A 19,247-nucleotide genomic window follows, 5' to 3' on the forward strand; every position below is an offset into this window, starting at 1 on the left:
GCCCCGCACCAGGTCCGTATCAACGGATCACGGTGCGGGGCTTTTTCGCGTTTCAGGGAGGGTTGGAAGAAGGCTCCTTTCTACCGCCCCTCCCTTTCTCCGCCCCTTCCTTACAGGCGGCCCGTCGCCTTCAGGTCGAGGTATGCGTCGGCCAAGGCGGGGGCCAGCTCGTCCGGGGTGGCGTCGACGACTGTGACGCCGTGGCGCATCAGTTTGTCGGCCGTGCGGCGGCGCTGATGCTGGGTCTGGGTGGCGGCGGCCGCCTCGTAGACCGACTCGACGTCGCCTCGTGCGGCTGCCATCTGCTGGATGTGAGGGTCGGCCACCGATGCCACCAGCACCGTGTGCCGCTGGGTGAGCTGTGGGAGTGCGGGGAGCAGGCCCTCCTCCGCTGCCGCCGTGTCCAGGCTGGTCAGCAGGACGATCAGAGAGCGGCGGGGCGCGTGGGTCAGGGCTGCTGCGACGAGGCCGCGGGCGTCGGTCTCCACGAGGGACGGTTCGAGCGGGGCCATCGCGTTGACCAGCGCAGGCAGGAGCTCGCCCGCGGCTCGGCCCAGTACCTGGGCGCGTACCCGACGGTCGTAGGCGAGGAGGTCGACTCGGTCGCCGGCTCGTGAAGCGAGAGTGGCGAGCAGCAGCCCGGCGTCCATGGCGGCATCCAGCCGGGGTATGTCGCCGACGCGGCCGGCCGATGTGCGGCCCGTGTCGAGGACGACCAGTACGTGGCGGTCGCGCTCCGGGCGCCAGGTGCGTACGGCGACGTTTCCCTGACGGGCGGTCGCGCGCCAGTCGATGGAGCGGGTGTCGTCGCCGGGGACGTACTCGCGGAGGCTGTCGAATTCGGTGCCCTCGCCGCGGGTCAACACGCTGGTGCGGCCGTCGAGTTCGCGGAGCCGGGCAAGGCGGGACGGCAGGTGCTTGCGGCTTGTGAAGGGTGGCAGGACGCGGACCGTCCAGGGGACGCGGTGGCTGCCCTGGCGGGCGGCCAGGCCGAGCGGGCCGTACGAGCGGATCGTGACGCGGTCCGCGTGGCGGTCGCCGCGGCGGGTCGGCCGCAGGGTCGTGGACAGGCGGCTTCGTTCGCCGGCCGGGATCGTCAACGGATGCCGGGATGCTGCCTGTTCGGTGCCGGAAGGCCAACTGCTGGGCGGCCAGGCATCCCTGAGCTGGGCGCGGAGGCGGCGGCTGGACGGGTTGGTGACGGTGAGGCCGACCTCGGCCGCGTCACCCAGTCGAACTGACGTATCACCGCTTCGAGTGAACTGGAGCTTCTGCACTGGCGCTGCGCAGGCGTAGTCGCACAGAATTGCGAGTGCAAGGGGAGCGTTGACCGCCAGCATGCCGGTCCAGCCCGGGGCGAAGACACCGACCGGGATGGAGCCGAGGGCGGCAAGGAGTGCGGAGCGTCCGGTGAGGGCCATGGGGGCGCCTCAGCGGGGCACGGGGACGTGGGCGAGGACCGAGGTGATGACGGAGTCGGCGGTGACGCCCTCCATCTCGGCTTCGGGGCGCAGTTGGATGCGGTGGCGAAGTGTGGGGAGTGCCAGGGCTTTCACATCGTCCGGGATGACGTAGTCCCGGCCGGTGAGCCAGGCCCAGGCCCGGGCCGTGGAGAGCAGGGCGGTGGCGCCGCGGGGGGAGACCCCGAGGCTGAGCGAGGGGGATTCGCGCGTGGCACGACAGATATCGACGACATAGCCGGTGATCTCGGCCGAGACCGAGGTCTTGGCGACGGCGGCTCGGGCGGCTTCGAGGTCGGCGGGGCCGGCCACCGGGCGTACGCCTGCTGCCTTGAGGTCGCGGGGGTTGAAGCCGTTCGCGTGGCGGGCCAGCACGTCTATCTCGTCCTGGCGGGATGGCAGCGGGACCGTCAACTTCAGCAGGAATCGGTCCAGTTGGGCCTCGGGCAGGGGGTACGTGCCCTCGTACTCGACCGGGTTCTGGGTGGCGGCCACCAGGAACGGGTCGGGCAGGAGGCGCGGGCTCCCGTCGACCGTGACCTGACGCTCCTCCATGGCTTCGAGGAGGGACGACTGGGTCTTGGGCGGGGTCCGGTTGATCTCGTCCGCGAGCAGCAGGTTGGTGAAGACCGGACCGGGCTGGAAGGAGAACTCCGCGGTACGGGCGTCGTAGATGAGGGAGCCGGTGACGTCGCTCGGCATCAGATCGGGGGTGAACTGGACGCGCTTGGTGTCGAGTTCGAGGGAGGCTGCCAGCGCACGCACCAGGAGGGTCTTGGCGACGCCCGGTACACCTTCGAGCAGCACATGGCCGCGGCACAGGAGGGCGACGACGAGGCCGGTGACGGCGGAGTCCTGGCCGACCACGGCCTTGGCGATCTCGGCGCGCAGGGCTTCCAGGGAAGCGCGGGCGCTGTCCGGGTTCGCTGCGGTCTCCGGGGTGCGGTCGCTCATGAAGTGCGTACCTCTCTTTCGAGGGCGTCCAGTTCGTCCGCGAGGCGGACCAGTGCGGCGTCGTCGGCGGGTGTCGGGCCGAAGAGCAGGGAAAGGGGGTCACGGCCGGCCGCGGGGAGCCGGGCGGAGACGGCCGGGACGAGGACCTCGGGGGAGTGTGCCGCCGAGGCGGTCACGCCGACGAGGGGGGCCAGGCGGCTGCGGGCGGCCGAACGGAGGGTCGCGGCCGCGCGGTCGCGGGCGTTGGCCTTGCGGTAGAGGCGGGCGCGGCCCTCGGTCGCCTCGGACGCGCGGATGGCGACCGGGAGTTGCTCGGTGACGAGGGGGCCGAGCCGGCGAGCCCGCCAGATGGCGGCGAGCACGGCGGCGAGGGCGAGTTGAAGGGCGGCCCAGCGCCATCCGGAAGGGATCAGGTCGAAGAAGGAGCGTTGGCCGCCGTCGGTGGCCGACACGTCACCCAGCGAGGGGAGGTACCAGACCACATGGGGGCGAGTGCCGAGCAGTTGCAGGGCGAGGGAGGCGTTGCCCTCCTTGTCGAGGCGGTGGTTGAGGAGGATGTCGGGGGCGCCGAGCAGGACGGTGTCGCCCTGGCCCTGGCCCCGGGGTGCGGTGCGGAGCAGGGTGGGCAGGCCGTCGGCCGGGTAGCAGCCGTCGCTGCTCTCGTCGGGGGCCGCGTAGCGGATGCCGCCGGTGTCGGCGCGGCCCGCTCGCGTCGCGGCGGGCTGGGCGCAGTCGGGGTCGCGGGGCTTGACGGAGACGGGGCTCTCGGCGCGTACTCCGGGGGCGAGGATGCCCAGGGAGGGCGACCCGGGGGCGATGAGGACCGTACGGCCGCCGGAGTCGATAGTGGCGGCGCGGAGTTGGCGTTGCTGAGCCCCGGTCAGGAGGTCGGGGACCGTGATCAGGAGCGTGGTGTCGGGGCCGGTGGCCACTGTCGCCTCGTCGAGGGTGGTCACCACGCGGGTGGAGACTCCCTGGGCCTTGAGGAGTTGGGCGACGGCTCGGCTGCCGTACCGGTCGGCGGAGCGCGGGTCGAGGCTGCCGTGCTGGGAGTTGGAATGCAGCGCGGCGAGTGCGATGCCGGCCGCGGCCAGGACGGCGAGGGCGAGCAGCAGACCCCGGGTACGGGCCCACAGCCGGTGGGCCGTGGCCGAGGTGGAGGTCGGGGCGGCTATGGGGGTGGTCATTCGGCCCCTCCGCTGACCGCGTCGCTCAACGCGGGCCTCGTGCGTTCGAGGTCGCGGTCGAGGTCGCGCAGGCGTCCGTACGCTGCTTCGTCGGCGGTGCGGCCGCCGTATGTGACGTCGTCGAACGACCGGGCGGCGGCGCGCAGTCGGTCCGCGTGGCCGGGCAGGGGGCGGCCCGCTTCGGCGGCGGCCTCGTCGGCGGTGCGGCCGGGGCGGGGGTCGAGGAGGGCGCGTTCTTCCAGCGAGCGGACGATGGCGCGCATCCGTTCCTGGACGGCTTCGTTCCAGCGGCGGGCGGCGGCGTGCGTCTCGGCCGCGGTGCGGTGTTCGGCGGCGCTGCGCGGGCGGTCGTCGAAGACCGTGCCGCCCGGGGTGACGGTCCGCTGCGGGGTGCCGAGCCGCCACCACAGCGCGGCGATCAGGGCGAGGACGGCGACCGCGATCACGACCAGGCCGAGCGGGCCGCCGGGGGTGGCTCCCGATGCCGAGTCGAAGAGCGAGCCGACCCAGTCCCAGAATGCGTCGAGGGCGCGCTGGAGGAGGCTCGGGTCGTTCTGGTGGTACGCCGGGTCGGACAGTTCGCGCCGTGCCGCCTCGCGGGCGGCGTCGCGCCCGATGTCCACCGGAGGTGTGCCGGATGCGCCGCTCTGCAGTCGTGCCGTGATGAAGCCCCCCGCTCCTGACACTGCATCAGCTCCCGGGTGTCTGGTAGCCGGGAACGCCTGCGGCGCGGGCGAGTTCGAGGTCGAGGGCCTCGCGGCGGATGCGCTGGTCGATGTAGAGCAGCACGCTGACTCCGGCGGCGATGGGGTAGGTGATCGCCGAGCCGATCACGGCCCCGATCCCCGAGATGATCAGGTAGGACCAGCCGAACTCCGGGGTGGTGCCGCTCAGGATGCCGTGGAAGTCGCTGCTGTCCACGGCCATCGCGATCGCGGCGAACGGGATCATGATGATCATCGAGACGATGGCCATCAGGATCGACGTCAGCAGGCTGATGCCGAAGATGCGCCACCAGGAGCCGTTGACCAGCTTGGCGGAGCGGCGCATGGACTGGACGATGCTCTGCCGTTCCAGCATCAGCGCCGGGGAGGCGAGGCTGAACCGGACGTACAGCCACAGGGTGACCACGGACGCGGCGAGACCGCCGAGCACGACAAGCGCGGCGCCGCCGCCTCCCCCGAGGAGCACGCCGGGAAGGATGCCGACGGCGAAGATCGCGCAGAACATGCCGAACAGGAGGGTCAGCAGGCCGAACAGGCTCAGCAGACGTGGGCGGGCCTCGGTCCAGGCATCGCCGAGGCTCACCGGGCGGCCGAGCACGGAACGGCTGACGACGATGGTGAGGACGGCCGTCGTGAACAGCGTGGCGAACTGACCGATGATCAGGGACGGCGTGAAGTCGAGCAGGCTGGACTGCAGGGCGTCGAAGGCCTGGTTGACGGCCTCGGTGCCGGTCGCGTTCGGATCGATCGAGGCCGGGGGCGGCAGGATGAACCGGACGGCGAGGATCTGCGCGATCTGGGAGATCACCGCGACGGCCAGCGTCAGGCCGAGGACCGTGCGCCAGTGGGCGCGCGTGGTGGAGACGGCGCCGTCGAGGATCTCGCCGACGCCCAGCGGGCGCAGCGGGATGACGCCTGGCTTGGCGGCGGGCGGACGGCCGTAGTTCTGGTTCCAGTTGCCGCCCGGAGGCTGCCCCGGGACCTGGCCCCAGCCGCCTGGACCATGCTGCGGGCCGCCCCGGCCGGGCTGCGGCGCAGGCGGTGTCGGGCCGGCGCCCGGCGGGGACCACTGGGCGGCCGGTGGCTGGTCCTGCGACCACTTCGAGGAGGCACGGGCCCGGTCGGAGGGCTCGGGCGTCGGGGGTGTGCCGGAGTTTTCGCCGTCGGAGGGGGCCGATCCGGGCGAGGCCCAGCCCGGAGAGTCGTTCACGGTCGTCCACCTCGTGGATTGGTCGCGGGACCGGCTGCGCGTGCCGGCTCCTTCGGGTTGGCTGCCATCGTGCCACGTGGATCCTGGCCGCGGACCTGCCCCCGTATCTCGTTCGCACCTTCAATTGTCGGTGGCTCACGGGGCAGACTGGGCGGATGGCTGATCAGGACGTGCGAACCACCATGGGCCCCGGCCCTTCGGGGATTCCCTCGCTGCGCTGGGACGAGCCGCCGGAGGGCCCGGTGCTGGTCCTCCTGGACCAGACACGGCTGCCGGCCGAGGAGGTGGAACTCGTCTGCACGGATGTGCCGGGGCTGGTGCTCGCCATCCAGACGCTGGCGGTACGCGGGGCTCCGCTGCTCGGCCTCGCCGGGGCCTACGGGGTGGCGCTCGCCGCGGCACGCGGCTACGACGTGGACGAGGCGGCGGCGCTGCTCGCGGGTGCGCGGCCCACCGCGGTCAACCTCGGGTACGGGGTGCGGCTGGCGGCCGGGGCGTACCGCGCGGCCGTCGAGAAGGGCGTGAGCCGGGCGGAGGCCGGGGCGGTGGCGCTGGCCGCGGCCAAGGAGCTGCACCGGGCCGACGCCGAGGCCAGCGCGCGGATGGCCCGGCACGGGCTCGCGCTGCTCGACGAGCTGCTGCCCGGCGGCAGCCACCGCATCCTCACCCACTGCAACACCGGCCGCCTGGTCTCGGGCGGCGAGGGCACCGCCTTCGCGGTCGCGCTGGCCGCGCACCGGGCGGGCCGGCTGCGGCGGCTGTGGGTGGACGAGACGCGGCCGCTGCTGCAGGGGGCGCGGCTGACGGCGTACGAGGCGGCGGGCAGTGGAATGGCGTACAGCCTGCTGAGCGACAATGCGGCCGGCTCGCTGTTCGCGGCCGGTGAGGTGGACGCCGTGCTCATCGGTGCCGACCGCATCGCGGCCGACGGCTCGGTGGCGAACAAGGTGGGGAGCTATCCGCTCGCCGTGCTCGCCAAGTACCACCACGTGCCGTTCGTCGTGGTCGCGCCGGTCACCACGCTGGATCTGGAGACTCCCGACGGAGCTTCGATCGAGGTGGAGCAGCGGCCCGGCCAGGAGGTGACAGAGTTCACTGCGCCGCAGGTCCCGGGGGGCGGCTGGGGGTCGGGTTCCGGACAGCCGGTGGCACCTCTTGGGACGCAGGCGTACAACCCCGCCTTCGATGTGACGCCGCCGGAACTGGTCACGGCGATCGTCACGGAGGAAGGGGTGCTCTCCCCGGTGACAGGGGGCGGGCTGAGGGAGCTGTGTGCCAGGTCACGCCAGGTAACGATTAGCTAATGGGATGATGACGTTTATGAAGGGACGCGTCCTTGTCGTCGACGACGACACCGCACTGGCCGAGATGCTCGGCATTGTGTTGCGTGGAGAAGGTTTTGAGCCGTCGTTCGTAGCGGATGGCGACAAGGCACTGGCGGCATTCCGTGACGCCAAGCCCGACCTGGTGCTGCTCGATCTCATGCTGCCCGGACGGGACGGCATCGAGGTCTGCAGGCTGATCAGGGCCGAGTCGGGTGTGCCGATCGTCATGCTCACCGCAAAGAGCGACACCGTGGACGTGGTGGTCGGCCTGGAGTCCGGGGCCGACGACTACATCGTGAAGCCGTTCAAGCCGAAGGAGCTGGTCGCCCGGATCCGGGCCAGGCTGCGCAGGTCCGAGGAGCCTGCGCCGGAGCAGCTCGCCATCGGCGATCTGGTCATCGACGTGGCGGGGCACTCGGTGAAGCGGGACGGGCAGTCGATCGCGCTGACCCCACTGGAGTTCGACCTGCTGGTCGCGCTCGCCCGCAAGCCGTGGCAGGTGTTCACTCGAGAAGTACTCCTCGAACAGGTCTGGGGCTACCGCCACGCGGCGGACACCCGCCTGGTCAACGTCCATGTCCAGCGGCTGCGCTCGAAGGTCGAGAAGGACCCCGAGCGGCCGGAGATCGTGGTGACCGTCCGTGGGGTCGGTTACAAGGCAGGACCGAGCTGAGATGACCCAAGAAGCTGGGCGCAAGACGTCCTGGGGCGGCCGGCTGCTCCAGGACGGAGCGCCCGGCGGTCCGGTGTTGCGCCTCGTCGTGCGCTGGCTGCGGCGCCCGCTGCTGCCCGCCGCGCGGCTGTGGCGGCGCAACATCCAGCTGCGGGTGGTCGCGGCCACCCTGCTGATGTCGCTGGGCGTGGTCGTGCTGCTCGGCTTCGTGGTCATCGGGGCGGTGCGCAACGGCCTGCTCGAAACCAAGGAGAAGGCGGCCGTGAGCCAGTCCGCCGGCGGTTTCGCGGTCGCGAAGGACAAGGCGGGCACGCCCGTCTCGTCCGGTGACGACTCCACCTCGGGCCGCGGCTCCGGCTCCTCGGTGAGCTGGCGCAACGACCTGGTGACCCAGCTCGCGAGCAGCGGCCAGGGTGCGTTCTACGTCGTCGCCCTGGGCTCGGCCTCGTCGGACTCCGACTCGGCGTCCAGCAACCGCGGGCCGCGCGCCTCCGGCTTCGTGGACCCCCGCGCGAGCGTTCCGCAGAGCCTGCGCGACAGCGTCGACGAGGGCGTCGGCGCGTTCAAGACCTACACCTCGATCAAGTTCACCGACGGCCAGGAAGCCGAGCCGGGGCTCGTGGTGGGCACCCGGCTCAAGGACGTCGACGGGCAGTCCTACCAGCTCTACTACCTCTTCCCGCTGGTGCAGGAGGAGAGGTCGCTCACCCTGGTCAAGACGACCCTTGCGACGGCCGGGCTCTTCGTCGTGGTGCTGCTCGGGGCGATCGCCTGGCTCGTGGTGCGGCAGGTGGTCACGCCGGTGCGGATGGCGGCCGGAGTCGCCGAACGGCTCTCCACCGGCGTCCTCAGAGAGCGCATGAAGGTCACCGGCGAGGACGACATCGCCCGGCTCGGCGAGGCCTTCAACAAGATGGCGCAGAATCTCCAGGGCAAGATCAACCAGCTGGAGGAGCTGTCACGGATGCAGCGGCGGTTCGTGTCCGACGTCTCGCACGAACTGCGCACACCCCTGACGACCGTACGGATGGCGGCCGATGTCATCCATGAGGCGCGGGTCGACTTCGACCCGGTGACGGCGCGTTCGGCCGAGCTGCTCGCCGGGCAGCTGGACCGGTTCGAGTCGCTGCTCGCCGACCTCCTGGAGATCAGCCGGTTCGACGCGGGTGCGGCGGCGCTCGAAGCCGAGCCGATAGATCTGCGCGAGGTCGTGCGCCGGGTGATCGAGGGCGCCGAGCCGCTGGCCGAGCGCAAGGGCACCCGGATACGGGTGGCCGGTGACGAACAGCCCGTGGTCGCCGAGGCCGATGCCCGCCGGGTCGAGCGGGTGCTGCGCAACCTGGTCGTCAACGCCGTCGAGCACGGCGAGGGGCGGGACGTTGTGGTGCGCCTCGCGGCGGCCGGCGGGGCCGTGGCCGTCGCGGTGCGGGACTACGGCGTCGGGCTCAAGCCCGGCGAGGCGACGCGGGTGTTCAACCGGTTCTGGCGGGCCGACCCGGCGCGCGCCCGCACCACCGGTGGTACCGGGCTCGGCCTGTCGATCGCCGTCGAGGACGCGCGGCTGCACGGCGGCTGGCTGCAGGCCTGGGGCGAGCCGGGCGGCGGTTCCCAGTTCCGCCTGACCCTGCCGCGTACCGCCGACGAGCCGCTGCGCGGATCGCCGATACCGCTGGAGCCGGAGGACTCACGGGCCGCCCGTGAGCGGGCCAAGGCCGAGGCGGGGGCCGCGCAGGCGCAGGGCAACCGGCTCTCCTCCGTACCGACACCGCGCCTGGACCGTTCCGCGCTGCCCGTGCCGCCCGCGGCGCCGGTGCGCCCGCGCACCTCGGGTCCGGCGGCCAGTCCGGCGGGGCTGCCCGCAGGCGGCGCAGGCGGCGGGGGCCGCGTGGTGGCCCGGCTGGCCGACGCGGAACCGGGCACGCGGGCCGCAGCCGAGCGCGGGGAAGGCACGGCGAGTCCCGAGCGGCTCACCGACATGACTGACCAGGAGGGATCGGCCCGTGGGCGCTGACCGGGGGAGGGCCCGCGGCACGCTGCCCCGGGCGGTGGTCGTGCTGGGCTGCGGCTCGCTGCTGGTGTCGGGCTGTGCGTCCATGCCGAGCAGTGGTGACGTGCACTCGGTATCGGCGTCCCAGCGAGCCGATTCGCAGGTGCAGGTGTACGCGGTGCCGCCGCGGCCCGGCGCCCAGCCCAACGAGATCGTCTCGGGCTTCCTCGAGGCCATGACCAGCGACGATCCCCAGTTCGCGATGGCCCGCCAGTATCTGACCGTGAAGGCCGCGAAGGACTGGCAGGCGAATCAGGTCACCGTCCTCGCCGACGGTCCCGACCCGCAGCCGAACCGGTCCGGAGACCGGGGCGCGGATTCGAGCGGCTTCACCTTCACGGTGTCGGGCAAGCCCGTCGCCGTCGTCGACAAGCAGCGCGCCTACCAGCCCGCCAAGCCGCAGGACACCTACAGCCAGACCATTCACCTGGTGCGGCAGAGCGGTCCGGACGGGACGGGCAAGGAGTGGCGCATCGACGCGCTGCCGGAGGGGCTGCTGCTCGGGCAGTCCGACTTCCAGCGCATCTACCGCTCGGTCAACAAGTACTACTTCGCGGCGGGTCAGAACCAGCTGGTCGCCGACCCGGTGTACGTGCGCCAGCGCACCGATCCCGAGACGCAGATGAACCTGATCACGCAGACGGTGCAGTCGGTCCTGGACGGCCCGACCAACTGGCTGAAACCGGTGGTCGCTTCGAAGTTTCCGTCGGGAACGGCACTGAAGAGCGACACCAAGTCGCTCGCCCTGGACGACCGCAATGCGCTGAAGGTCCCGCTGAACGAGCGGGCCTCCCACGCCGAGGATCAGCAGTGCAAGCGGATGGCGGCCCAGCTCCTGTTCACCCTGCGGGATCTGACGACCACTCGGATCGGCCAGGTGGAGCTCGACCGGGCCAACGGCTCCCAGATGTGCGTGCTCAGCGGCAACCAGGCCGAGACGTACGCGCCGGAGCGCATGTCGACGACCCCGGGGCAGTACTTCGTGGACACCACGGGCCATGTGGAGCGGATGAGGGCCGACACGAGCGGTTCGGACGGCTCGGGCGGCGGCACGGACAGTTCCGACGGTTCGGACGCCTCGGTGGTGACCGAGCCGGTGCAGGGCCCGTTCGGCAAGGGCGAGCAGCAGGTGCGTACGGTCGCCGTCTCGCGGGACGAGAAGCGCGCTGCCGGGGTCTCGGCGGACGGCAAGGCCCTGCTCGTGGCTCGGCTCGCGGTCGGCGGCGAGCTGGTGCACACGTCGGTGACCAGCGACGACAGGGATGCCAAGAACGGCGGCCTGTCGGCGCCGAGCTGGGACGGGCGCGGCGACCTGTGGGTGGCCGACCGCAACCCGGCCAAGCCGCGGCTGCTGCGCCTCGCGCAGGGCACGGGCGAGCCCGAGGCGGTCGACGTGACGGGACTCAACGGCGCGCAGATCCAGCAGGTGCGCATGTCGGCGGACGGCGTGCGCATCGCTCTGCTCGTCTCCGAGGGCGGGCACACGACGCTGCGCATCGGGCGGGTCGAGCGGACCGAAGACGGCGACAAGAAGGTGGTCTCGGTGCGCGAACTGCGCCCCGGGGCCCCGCAGATGGAGGACGTGACCGCCGTGTCCTGGGCCGGGCGCAGCCGTCTGGTCGTGGTCGGCAAGGAGATCGGCGGGGTCTCCCAGCAGCTGCGCTATGTGCAGACGGACGGGTCGACCTCGGCGGCCGGCACCCTGCCGAGCGTCAACAAGCTCACGGACATCGCGGCCACCGATGACGACCGGATGCCCCTCGTGGCGCACTCGCAGGAGGACGGCATCGTCCGGCTGCCGCCCGGGGCGAACTGGAAGACGGCCGTCAAGAAGGGCTCGGCGCCCGCGTATCCGGGGTAGCCGCCGGGCTGTGGACAGGTTGTCCACAGGGGTGGCCGGGCCCCGCTCCGATTGGCACAGTGGAGCCATGCGGGGGTGGTGGCGGGAGTTCTCCGGCCTTGTGCTGCCGACCGCCTGCGGCGGCTGCGGCAGGCCGTGTACGGCGCTGTGCGAGGGGTGCCGGGCGGCGCTGCTGGGGGCGCCCGCATGCCGGGTCCGCCCGGCACCGGAGCCCGCCGGGCTGCCCGCGGTGTACGCCGCCGCGCCCTACGAGGACGCGGTGCGCGCGGTGCTGCTCGGGCACAAGGAGCGGGGCGCGCTCGGTATGGCCGCGGCGCTCGGGCAGGCCCTGGCGGGCGCGGCGCGGGCGGCCGCGGGGCCGTGCGGCCAGGGGCCGTTGCTGCTTGTCCCGGTGCCGTCCTCGCGGCGTGCGGTGCGGGCCCGCGGGCACGACGCGACCCGGCGCATCGCGCTGGCCGCGGCCGGGGAGCTGCGCCGGACGGGGACGGACGCCCGGGTGGCCGCGGTCCTGCGCCAGCGCCGTACGGTGGCCGACCAGGCGGGCCTGAGCGCCCCGCAGCGGCTCGCGAATCTGTCCGGGGCCCTGGTGGTGGCAGGTGGTGGTGCGCGGCTCCTGGAGGGCGGCCGGGTGGTCCTGGTGGACGATCTGATGACCACGGGCGCATCGCTGGTGGATGCGGCGCGTGCGGTGCGGGCGGCGGGGGTAGGCGAACCCGGCAACGGTCCTCTGCGCGGAGACCGATACCCCGGACAGGGAAATGCAGGATTTACCCGTTCGGCGGCTTCGCATCAGTGGCCGGGAGGCGGGGCAGCGGTGCGGAACGCCGGTGTTCCGCACCCGGTGGCCGCGGTTGTCGCGGCCACTCCGGAAACGTTCGCAATAAACCGGAACTGACCGCGAACGTGCATCGTTGCAGGTAGTGAGAGGGCAGAAGCACCTGAGTGGAGGTACGTGCGAGTAGCGGGTGCCGACTTCGGGCCGATGGAGCTATGTTCGGTTGTGAGGAATGGCGAAAGACCGTTCACTTGATGCACGGCTGAACTTCGGCGCGTTGTCACTTACCCCCGGGTTCGTGGGGTGGGGATCTTCTCGACGGGGGAGGAGGAGGTGATACGTCACCGAGTCCGACGCCCCGGCACTCACCGGGGTCTGGTGCAAAAGGGAGCAGCTCCGCACTGAGGCGGAGTGATCCGGGAACGGAGTTCTGCGTGGACATCGTCGTCAAGGGCCGCAAGACCGAGGTGCCCGAGCGGTTCCGCAAGCACGTGGCCGAGAAGCTGAAGCTGGAGAAGATCCAGAAGCTCGACGGCAAGGTAATCAGCCTCGACGTCGAGGTGTCCAAGGAACACAACCCGCGGCAGGCGGACCGTTCGGACCGGGTGGAGATCACCCTCCACTCGCGCGGCCCGGTGATCCGTGCGGAAGCGGCGGCAGCAGACCCGTACGCGGCGCTCGACCTGGCGACCGGCAAGCTTGAGGCGCGGCTGCGCAAGCAGCACGACAAGCGCTACACGCGCCGGGGCAACGGCCGGCTCTCGGCCGCGGAGGTCGTGGATGTCGTACCGGGTGTGGCGGAGTTGAACGGAAACGGCAAGCCTGTGGACGCTTCGGAGGAAGACCGCATTCCCACCACCAGGATCGGCTCGCTCGAAGTACAGGGCGAAGGACCGCTGGTGGTCCGCGAGAAGAACCATGTCGCAGCCCCGATGACGCTCGACCAGGCGCTCTACGAGATGGAGCTGGTCGGGCACGACTTCTACCTCTTCGTCGACTCGGAGACGAAGAACCCCAGTGTCGTCTACCGGCGGCACGCCTACGACTACGGCGTCATCCACCTGGAGACCGACCCGCTCGCCGGTGAGGACGCGAGCGGCGCGGGCGGTGCGCTGGGCGGCTGACCCCGGCCGGGAAGGACCACGGAGAACCTGCTGGCCGGCGCGTTGAACGTCCGCGGACGGCGCGCCGTACCCATGGGTGTAGGTGCCCCTGGAGCCTTTGTGCGCCCCCGGGGGCACCACCGTGCGACCACTGGATCACCCTTCTGTCGGCCGGGCATGAAATCATGGCGTCGCACGCCAACCGCAGCTCCCTGGAGCGTGGTTGGTGCCGCACACCAACTCGGGCCACGGCCTTCAGGGGGAGGAACGATGGCGGACAGCTTCGGGCCGGTGCACGACGGTTCCCATGCCGACAGCCCGAACGGTGGGGACCGCGAGGCCGGCATGGACGCGGGCGCTTCCCGCAAGGAGCCGATCCGGGTCCTGGTGGTGGACGACCACGCCCTGTTCCGCCGGGGCCTGGAGATCGTCCTGGCCGCCGAGGAGGACATCCAGGTCGTCGGCGAGGCGGGGGACGGCGCGGAGGCGGTGGACAAGGCAGCCGACCTGCTGCCGGACATCGTGCTGATGGACGTGCGCATGCCCCGGCGCGGCGGCATCGAGGCCTGCACCTCCATCAAGGAGGTGGCCCCCAGCGCGAAGATCATCATGCTGACGATCAGCGACGAGGAGGCCGACCTCTACGACGCGATCAAGGCCGGCGCGACCGGCTATCTCCTCAAGGAGATCTCCACCGACGAGGTCGCGACCGCGATCCGGGCGGTGGCCGACGGCCAGTCGCAGATCAGCCCGTCGATGGCGTCCAAGCTGCTCACCGAGTTCAAGTCGATGATCCAGCGCACCGACGAGCGCCGTCTGGTGCCCGCGCCCCGGCTCACCGACCGTGAGCTGGAGGTCCTCAAGCTGGTCGCCACGGGGATGAACAACCGCGACATCGCCAAGGAGTTGTTCATCTCCGAGAACACCGTGAAGAACCACGTGCGCAACATCCTGGAGAAGCTGCAGCTGCACTCCAGGATGGAAGCGGTGGTCTACGCGATGCGCGAGAAGATCCTGGAGATCAGGTAGCCAGCGCCGAGGTGAGCGCCGCCGCTTCCTGCGGGCTCCCGGCCCGTTCGACGCGTACGGCGTCGCAGCCCACCCACTCGGCAGCCTCCAGCAGGGCCTGGGCCATGGGCTGGACGGCCTTCGGCGAGTCCAGCGAGACCTGCTTGGCGACCAGGGTGCGGCCCTCGCGCGCCGGGTCGACGCGGCCGATCAGCCTGCCGCCGGAGAGCAGCGGCATCGCGAAGTACCCGTGTATCCGCTTGGGCTTGGGGACGTAGGCCTCCAGGCGGTGGGTGAAGCCGAAGATCCGCTCGGTGCGGGCGCGCTCCCAGACCAGTGAGTCGAACGGCGAAAGCAGCGTGGTGCGGTGGCGGCCGCGCGGCTCGGTGGCCAGCGCCGCGGGGTCGGCCCAGGCGGGCTTGGACCAGCCCTGCACGGTGACCGGCACCAGACCCGAGTCGGCGACCACCGCGTCGAACTGCTCGCCCTTGAGGCGGTGGTAGTCCGCAATGTCCGCCCGGGTGCCCACGCCGAGGGACTGCCCGGCGAGCCGCACCAGCCGGCGCAGGCACTCGACGTCGTCCAGGTCGTCGTGCAGGAGCGCGTTCGGAATGGCGCGCTCGGCGAGGTCGTACACCCGCTTCCAGCCGCGCCGCTCGGTGCAGACCACCTCGCCGTACATCAGCGCCCGCTCGACGGCGACCTTGGACGCCGACCAGTCCCACCACTCGCCCTTGTTCTTGGCGCCGCCCAAGTCCGTTGCCGTGAGCGGGCCTTCGGCGCGCAGCTGCTTGATCACCTGCTCGTACGCGCCGTCCGGCAGCTCGTGGTTCCAGTGCGGCCGGGAGCGGTAGGCGCGGCGGCGGAAGGCGAAGTGCGGCCACTCCTCGACGGGCAGGATGCAGGCCGCGTGCGACCAGTACTCGAAGGATTGGCCGCCGCTCCAGTACGCGTCCTCGACGGTTTTGCGGCCGACCGCGCCGAGGCGGGCGTACGGGATGAGCTCGTGCGAGCGGGCGAGCACGGAGATGGTGTCGAGCTGGACCGCGCCCAGGTGGCGCAGCACCCCGCGCACCCCGGCCCGGCGGTCGGCCGCGCCGAGGAAGCCCTGGGCGCGCAGGGCGATCCGGCGGGCCTCGTCCGCGGACAGTTCGGCGGCGGGAGGCGGCAGGCTCGTCATGCTCCGCACGATAGTGTCCGCCACTGACAACGCCCGGGCGGAGGTCAGCTCTGCGCGGGCAGGTAGGGAAGGGCGCCCGGCAGCCCCAGGTCCGAGGGGAGCAGGGCGCCGACCCAGCTGTCGCGGCGGGTGCCCTTGTTGAGCATGGCGCCGCGCAGGGTGCCCTCGACGGTGAAGCCGGCCTTCTCGGCCACCTTGCGCGAGCCCGTGTTGCCGACCTCGGCCCGCCACTCCAGGCGGTCGATCCCGAGTTCCGTGAACGCCCAGCGGGCCAGGCGCCCCAACGCCTCCGTGGTGTAGCCGTGGCCGCGGTGCTCGGCCACCGCCCAGAAGCCGATCTCGGCGGCGCCCGTCCCGCGCGCCATCACGCCCATGAGGGCGAGCAGCGGCCCGCCGTCCTTGGGGAAGATCGCGAAGCAGTACTCCGTGCCGGTCGTCCAGGACTCCGGCGCGATCTTGCCGGCGAAGGCCTCGGCGTCCTCGCGGGTATAGGGGGACGGGACGGTGGTCCAGCGCTGGACGGCCGGGTCCTGGGCGCCCTCGTACACGGCGTCGATGTCCTGGGGGCCGAGCGGGCGCAGCAGCAGCCGTTTTGAGGTGAGTGTCACGGGTTCCATCGCCCGATTCTCCGGAAGCCCGGCAGCCGGGGCCACCTCATTTCCCCGTCAGCCCGGCACCTTCGGACAGTCCCGTCCGTTGTCGTAACGGCAGACCTCCCGGCGCGGCCGGGTCCTCGCATACGATGACCGTTGCTGTACCCATACCCATAGCCACTCGACCGCGCCAGGCCCGACCGGCAAGGAGACCAACCCCCGTGTCCGTCCTCTCAAAGATCATGCGTGCAGGCGAAGGCAAGATCCTGCGCAAGCTGCACCGCATCGCGGACCAGGTCAACTCCATCGAAGAGGACTTCGTCAACCTCTCCGACGCCGAGCTGCGTGCCCTCACCGACGAGTACAAGCAGCGGTACGCGGACGGCGAGAGCCTGGACGACCTGCTCCCCGAGGCCTTCGCGACCGTGCGGGAGGCCGCCAAGCGCGTCCTCGGCCAGCGTCACTACGACGTCCAGATGATGGGTGGCGCCGCCCTGCACCTCGGCTACGTCGCCGAGATGAAGACCGGTGAGGGCAAGACCCTCGTCGGCACGCTGCCGGCTTACCTCAACGCCCTGTCCGGCAAGGGCGTGCACCTGATCACGGTCAACGACTACCTGGCCGAGCGCGACTCCGAGATGATGGGCCGGGTGCACAAGTTCCTCGGTCTCGAGGTCGGCTGCATCCTCGCCAACATGTCGCCCGCCGAGCGTCGCGCCATGTACAACTGCGACATCACGTACGGCACGAACAACGAGTTCGGCTTCGACTACCTGCGTGACAACATGGCGTGGTCCCAGGACGAGCTCGTCCAGCGCGGCCACAACTTCGCGATCGTCGACGAGGTCGACTCGATCCTGGTCGACGAGGCCCGTACGCCGCTGATCATCTCCGGCCCGGCCGACCAGGCCACCAAGTGGTACGGCGACTTCGCCAAGCTGGTGACGCGCCTGACCAAGGGTGAGGCGGGCAACCCGCTCAAGGGCATCGAGGAGACCGGCGACTACGAGGTCGACGAGAAGAAGCGCACCGTCGCCATCCACGAGCCGGGCGTCGCCAAGGTCGAGGACTGGCTGGGCATCGACAACCTCTACGAGTCGGTGAACACCCCGCTCGTCGGTTACCTGAACAACGCCATCAAGGCGAAGGAACTGTTCAAGAAGGACAAGGACTACGTCGTCATGGACGGCGAAGTCATGATCGTCGACGAGCACACCGGCCGTATCCTCGCCGGCCGCCGCTACAACGAGGGCATGCACCAGGCGATCGAGGCGAAGGAAGGGGTGGACATCAAGGACGAGAACCAGACGCTCGCCACGATCACCCTGCAGAACTTCTTCCGCCTCTACAAGCGCCACGACCAGCAGGGCAAGGAAATCCCGGGCCTGTCGGGCATGACCGGTACGGCGATGACCGAGGCCGCCGAGTTCCACCAGATCTACAAGCTGGGCGTCGTCCCGATCCCGACCAACCGGCCGATGGTCCGCAAGGACCAGTCCGACCTGATCTACCGCACCGAGGTCGCGAAGTTCGAGGCGGTCGTCGACGACATCGCCGAGAAGCACGAGAAGGGCCAGCCGATCCTGGTCGGCACCACCTCGGTCGAGAAGTCCGAGTACCTCTCGCAGCAGCTCTCCAAGCGCGGCATCCAGCACGAGGTGCTCAACGCCAAGCAGCACGACCGGGAGGCGACGATCGTCGCCCAGGCCGGCCGCAAGGGCGCCGTCACCGTCGCCACCAACATGGCTGGACGAGGCACCGACATCAAGCTCGGCGGCAACCCGGACGACCTCGCCGAGGCCGAGCTGCGCCAGGCGGGCCTCGACCCGGTCGAGCACGTCGAGGAGTGGGCGGCGGCGCTCCCCGCCGCCCTGGAGAAGGCCGAGCAGGCCGTCAAGGCCGAGTTCGAAGAGGTCAAGGAGCTCGGCGGCCTGTACGTGCTCGGCACCGAGCGGCATGAGTCGCGGCGCATCGACAACCAGCTGCGCGGCCGCTCCGGCCGCCAGGGCGACCCGGGCGAGTCCCGCTTTTACCTGTCGCTCGGCGACGACCTGATGCGCCTGTTCAAGGCCCAGATGGTCGAGCGCGTCATGTCGATGGCCAACGTCCCGGACGACGTCCCGATCGAGAACAAGATGGTGACGCGCGCGATCGCGTCCGCCCAGTCGCAGGTCGAGCAGCAGAACTTCGAGACGCGCAAGAACGTCCTGAAGTACGACGAGGTGCTCAACCGCCAGCGCGAGGTCATCTACGGCGAGCGCCGCCGCGTCCTGGAGGGCGAGGACCTGCACGAGCAGGTCAGGCACTTCATGGACGACACGATCGACGCCTACATCCAGGCCGAGACCGTCGAGGGCTTCGCCGAGGAGTGGGACCTGGACCGGCTGTGGGGCGCCTTCAAGCAGCTCTACCCGGTGAAGGTCACCGTGGAGGAGCTGGAGGACGCGGCGGGTGACCGGGCGGGCATCACCGCCGAGTTCATCGCCGAGTCCGTCAAGGACGACATCTACGAGCAGTACGCCTCCCGTGAGGAGCAGCTCGGCTCCGACATCATGCGCGAGCTGGAGCGCCGCGTGGTCCTGTCGGTCCTGGACCGCAAGTGGCGCGAGCACCTCTACGAGATGGACTACCTCCAGGAGGGCATCGGCCTGCGGGCCATGGCGCAGAAGGACCCGCTGGTCGAGTACCAGCGCGAGGGCTTCGACATGTTCAACGCCATGATGGAGGGCATCAAGGAGGAGTCGGTCGGCTACCTGTTCAACCTGGAGGTCCAGGTCGAGCAGCAGGTCGAGGAGGTCCTGGTCGAGGACGCTCCGGCCGACGCGCCCTCGCTCAGCAAGGAGGACGCCATCCCGGCCGCCCGTCCGGAGATCCGGGCCAAGGGCCTGGACGCCCCGCAGCGCCCGGACCGGCTGCACTTCTCGGCGCCGACGGTGGACGGCGAGGGCGGCGTCGTCGAGGGCGACTTCGACAACGGTGACGACGAGCCGGCCCGCTCGGAGTCGGACGGTCTGACGCGCGCCGAGCGCCGCAAGGCCCAGAAGACCGCGGGCGGCCGCCGCCGCAAGAAGTAAGCCGCGCGAAGCAGCCGGCGGCTGTACGTCGTGAAGGGGCCCGGTACCGGAAAGGTGCCGGGCCCCTCCGGT

15 protein-coding genes are annotated in these 19,247 nt (G+C 71.2%); 8 read left to right on the forward strand and 7 right to left on the reverse strand.

Annotation, left to right across the window (positions count from 1 at the left end):
- Positions 1 to 110 precede the first annotated feature (110 nt).
- From IE206_RS25915 to IE206_RS25935, 5 genes are read right to left on the reverse strand one after another with little or no spacing between them, the layout of a single operon-like run.
- Positions 111 to 1,421 carry a DUF58 domain-containing protein gene (locus IE206_RS25915; RefSeq protein WP_189966054.1) on the reverse strand — a complete coding sequence of 437 codons (1,311 nt, stop codon included), beginning with the start codon at positions 1,419 to 1,421 and terminating at the stop codon, positions 111 to 113.
- Between the two features lie 9 nt (positions 1,422 to 1,430).
- On the reverse strand, positions 1,431 to 2,414 hold the full coding sequence (locus tag IE206_RS25920) for an AAA family ATPase (protein WP_189966056.1): 984 nt from the start codon (positions 2,412 to 2,414) through the stop codon (positions 1,431 to 1,433).
- Positions 2,411 to 3,601 (reverse strand): DUF4350 domain-containing protein, encoded by a 1,191-nt coding sequence (locus IE206_RS25925; protein WP_189966058.1) that lies wholly within the window; start codon positions 3,599 to 3,601, stop codon positions 2,411 to 2,413. Before IE206_RS25925 ends, IE206_RS25920 begins: the two co-directional genes overlap by 4 nt.
- Positions 3,598 to 4,287, reverse strand: coding sequence for a DUF4129 domain-containing protein (locus IE206_RS25930; RefSeq protein ID WP_189966060.1), 690 nt, complete (start codon positions 4,285 to 4,287; stop codon positions 3,598 to 3,600). Before IE206_RS25930 ends, IE206_RS25925 begins: the two co-directional genes overlap by 4 nt.
- A 4-nt stretch (positions 4,288 to 4,291) precedes the next feature.
- Complete coding sequence (locus tag IE206_RS25935; protein WP_189966062.1) at positions 4,292 to 5,536, reverse strand: DUF7847 domain-containing protein; 1,245 nt, start codon at positions 5,534 to 5,536, stop codon at positions 4,292 to 4,294.
- A 155-nt stretch (positions 5,537 to 5,691) separates the two neighbouring features.
- Between IE206_RS25935 and mtnA the strand changes: the two genes are divergently transcribed.
- The 7 genes from mtnA (at position 5,692) to IE206_RS25970 (ending at position 14,349) form a co-directional block, all read left to right on the forward strand.
- Positions 5,692 to 6,840 (forward strand): S-methyl-5-thioribose-1-phosphate isomerase, encoded by a 1,149-nt coding sequence (gene mtnA, locus IE206_RS25940; protein ID WP_189966064.1) that lies wholly within the window; start codon positions 5,692 to 5,694, stop codon positions 6,838 to 6,840.
- 4 nt (positions 6,841 to 6,844) lie between these two features.
- Positions 6,845 to 7,534, forward strand: a complete 690-nt coding sequence (mtrA, locus tag IE206_RS25945; RefSeq protein WP_189389435.1) for a two-component system response regulator MtrA — start codon at positions 6,845 to 6,847, stop codon at positions 7,532 to 7,534.
- Position 7,535: 1 nt separating this feature from the next.
- Positions 7,536 to 9,545 carry an MtrAB system histidine kinase MtrB gene (gene mtrB, locus IE206_RS25950; RefSeq protein ID WP_189966066.1) on the forward strand — a complete coding sequence of 670 codons (2,010 nt, stop codon included), beginning with the start codon at positions 7,536 to 7,538 and terminating at the stop codon, positions 9,543 to 9,545.
- Positions 9,535 to 11,442 carry an LpqB family beta-propeller domain-containing protein gene (locus IE206_RS25955; protein WP_373300984.1) on the forward strand — a complete coding sequence of 636 codons (1,908 nt, stop codon included), beginning with the start codon at positions 9,535 to 9,537 and terminating at the stop codon, positions 11,440 to 11,442. The genes mtrB and IE206_RS25955 overlap by 11 nt, the downstream gene beginning before the upstream one ends.
- A gap of 67 nt (positions 11,443 to 11,509) precedes the next feature.
- Entirely contained in the window at positions 11,510 to 12,337 is an 828-nt protein-coding gene (locus IE206_RS25960) for a ComF family protein (RefSeq protein ID WP_189966068.1), read from the forward strand.
- Positions 12,338 to 12,651: 314 nt separating this feature from the next.
- Complete coding sequence (hpf, locus tag IE206_RS25965) at positions 12,652 to 13,341, forward strand: ribosome hibernation-promoting factor, HPF/YfiA family (protein WP_373300985.1); 690 nt, start codon at positions 12,652 to 12,654, stop codon at positions 13,339 to 13,341.
- 249 nt (positions 13,342 to 13,590) lie between these two features.
- Positions 13,591 to 14,349 (forward strand): response regulator, encoded by a 759-nt coding sequence (locus IE206_RS25970; protein WP_189966070.1) that lies wholly within the window; start codon positions 13,591 to 13,593, stop codon positions 14,347 to 14,349.
- On the opposite strand, the gene IE206_RS25975 is transcribed toward IE206_RS25970, so the two are convergent.
- Both IE206_RS25975 and IE206_RS25980 read right to left on the reverse strand, forming a co-directional pair.
- Positions 14,342 to 15,508 carry a winged helix-turn-helix domain-containing protein gene (locus tag IE206_RS25975; protein ID WP_189966072.1) on the reverse strand — a complete coding sequence of 389 codons (1,167 nt, stop codon included), beginning with the start codon at positions 15,506 to 15,508 and terminating at the stop codon, positions 14,342 to 14,344. The genes IE206_RS25970 and IE206_RS25975 overlap by 8 nt on opposite strands.
- A 44-nt stretch (positions 15,509 to 15,552) precedes the next feature.
- Positions 15,553 to 16,125: a GNAT family N-acetyltransferase gene (locus IE206_RS25980; protein ID WP_189966074.1), complete on the reverse strand. Its 573-nt coding sequence runs from the start codon at positions 16,123 to 16,125 to the stop codon at positions 15,553 to 15,555.
- A 197-nt stretch (positions 16,126 to 16,322) separates the two neighbouring features.
- Between IE206_RS25980 and secA the strand changes: the two genes are divergently transcribed.
- On the forward strand, positions 16,323 to 19,175 hold the full coding sequence (secA, locus tag IE206_RS25985; protein ID WP_189966085.1) for a preprotein translocase subunit SecA: 2,853 nt from the start codon (positions 16,323 to 16,325) through the stop codon (positions 19,173 to 19,175).
- Positions 19,176 to 19,247: the final 72 nt, after the last annotated feature.

The sequence above is a fragment of the Streptomyces violascens genome (assembly GCF_014649955.1).
Classification (GTDB): domain Bacteria; phylum Actinomycetota; class Actinomycetes; order Streptomycetales; family Streptomycetaceae; genus Streptomyces; species Streptomyces violascens.

What these genes read in the sequence shown, in the direction of transcription:
- IE206_RS25915 (WP_189966054.1), bottom strand. Translation starts at nt 1,421, where the DNA reads ATGGCCCTCACCGGACGCTCCGCACTCCTTGCCGCCCTCGGCTCCATC.
- IE206_RS25920 (WP_189966056.1), bottom strand. Translation starts at nt 2,414, where the DNA reads ATGAGCGACCGCACCCCGGAGACCGCAGCGAACCCGGACAGCGCCCGC.
- IE206_RS25925 (WP_189966058.1), bottom strand. Translation starts at nt 3,601, where the DNA reads ATGACCACCCCCATAGCCGCCCCGACCTCCACCTCGGCCACGGCCCAC.
- mtnA (WP_189966064.1), top strand. Translation starts at nt 5,692, where the DNA reads ATGGCTGATCAGGACGTGCGAACCACCATGGGCCCCGGCCCTTCGGGG.
- mtrA (WP_189389435.1), top strand. Translation starts at nt 6,845, where the DNA reads ATGATGACGTTTATGAAGGGACGCGTCCTTGTCGTCGACGACGACACC.
- mtrB (WP_189966066.1), top strand. Translation starts at nt 7,536, where the DNA reads ATGACCCAAGAAGCTGGGCGCAAGACGTCCTGGGGCGGCCGGCTGCTC.
- IE206_RS25960 (WP_189966068.1), top strand. Translation starts at nt 11,510, where the DNA reads ATGCGGGGGTGGTGGCGGGAGTTCTCCGGCCTTGTGCTGCCGACCGCC.
- IE206_RS25970 (WP_189966070.1), top strand. Translation starts at nt 13,591, where the DNA reads ATGGCGGACAGCTTCGGGCCGGTGCACGACGGTTCCCATGCCGACAGC.
- IE206_RS25975 (WP_189966072.1), bottom strand. Translation starts at nt 15,508, where the DNA reads ATGACGAGCCTGCCGCCTCCCGCCGCCGAACTGTCCGCGGACGAGGCC.
- IE206_RS25980 (WP_189966074.1), bottom strand. Translation starts at nt 16,125, where the DNA reads ATGGAACCCGTGACACTCACCTCAAAACGGCTGCTGCTGCGCCCGCTC.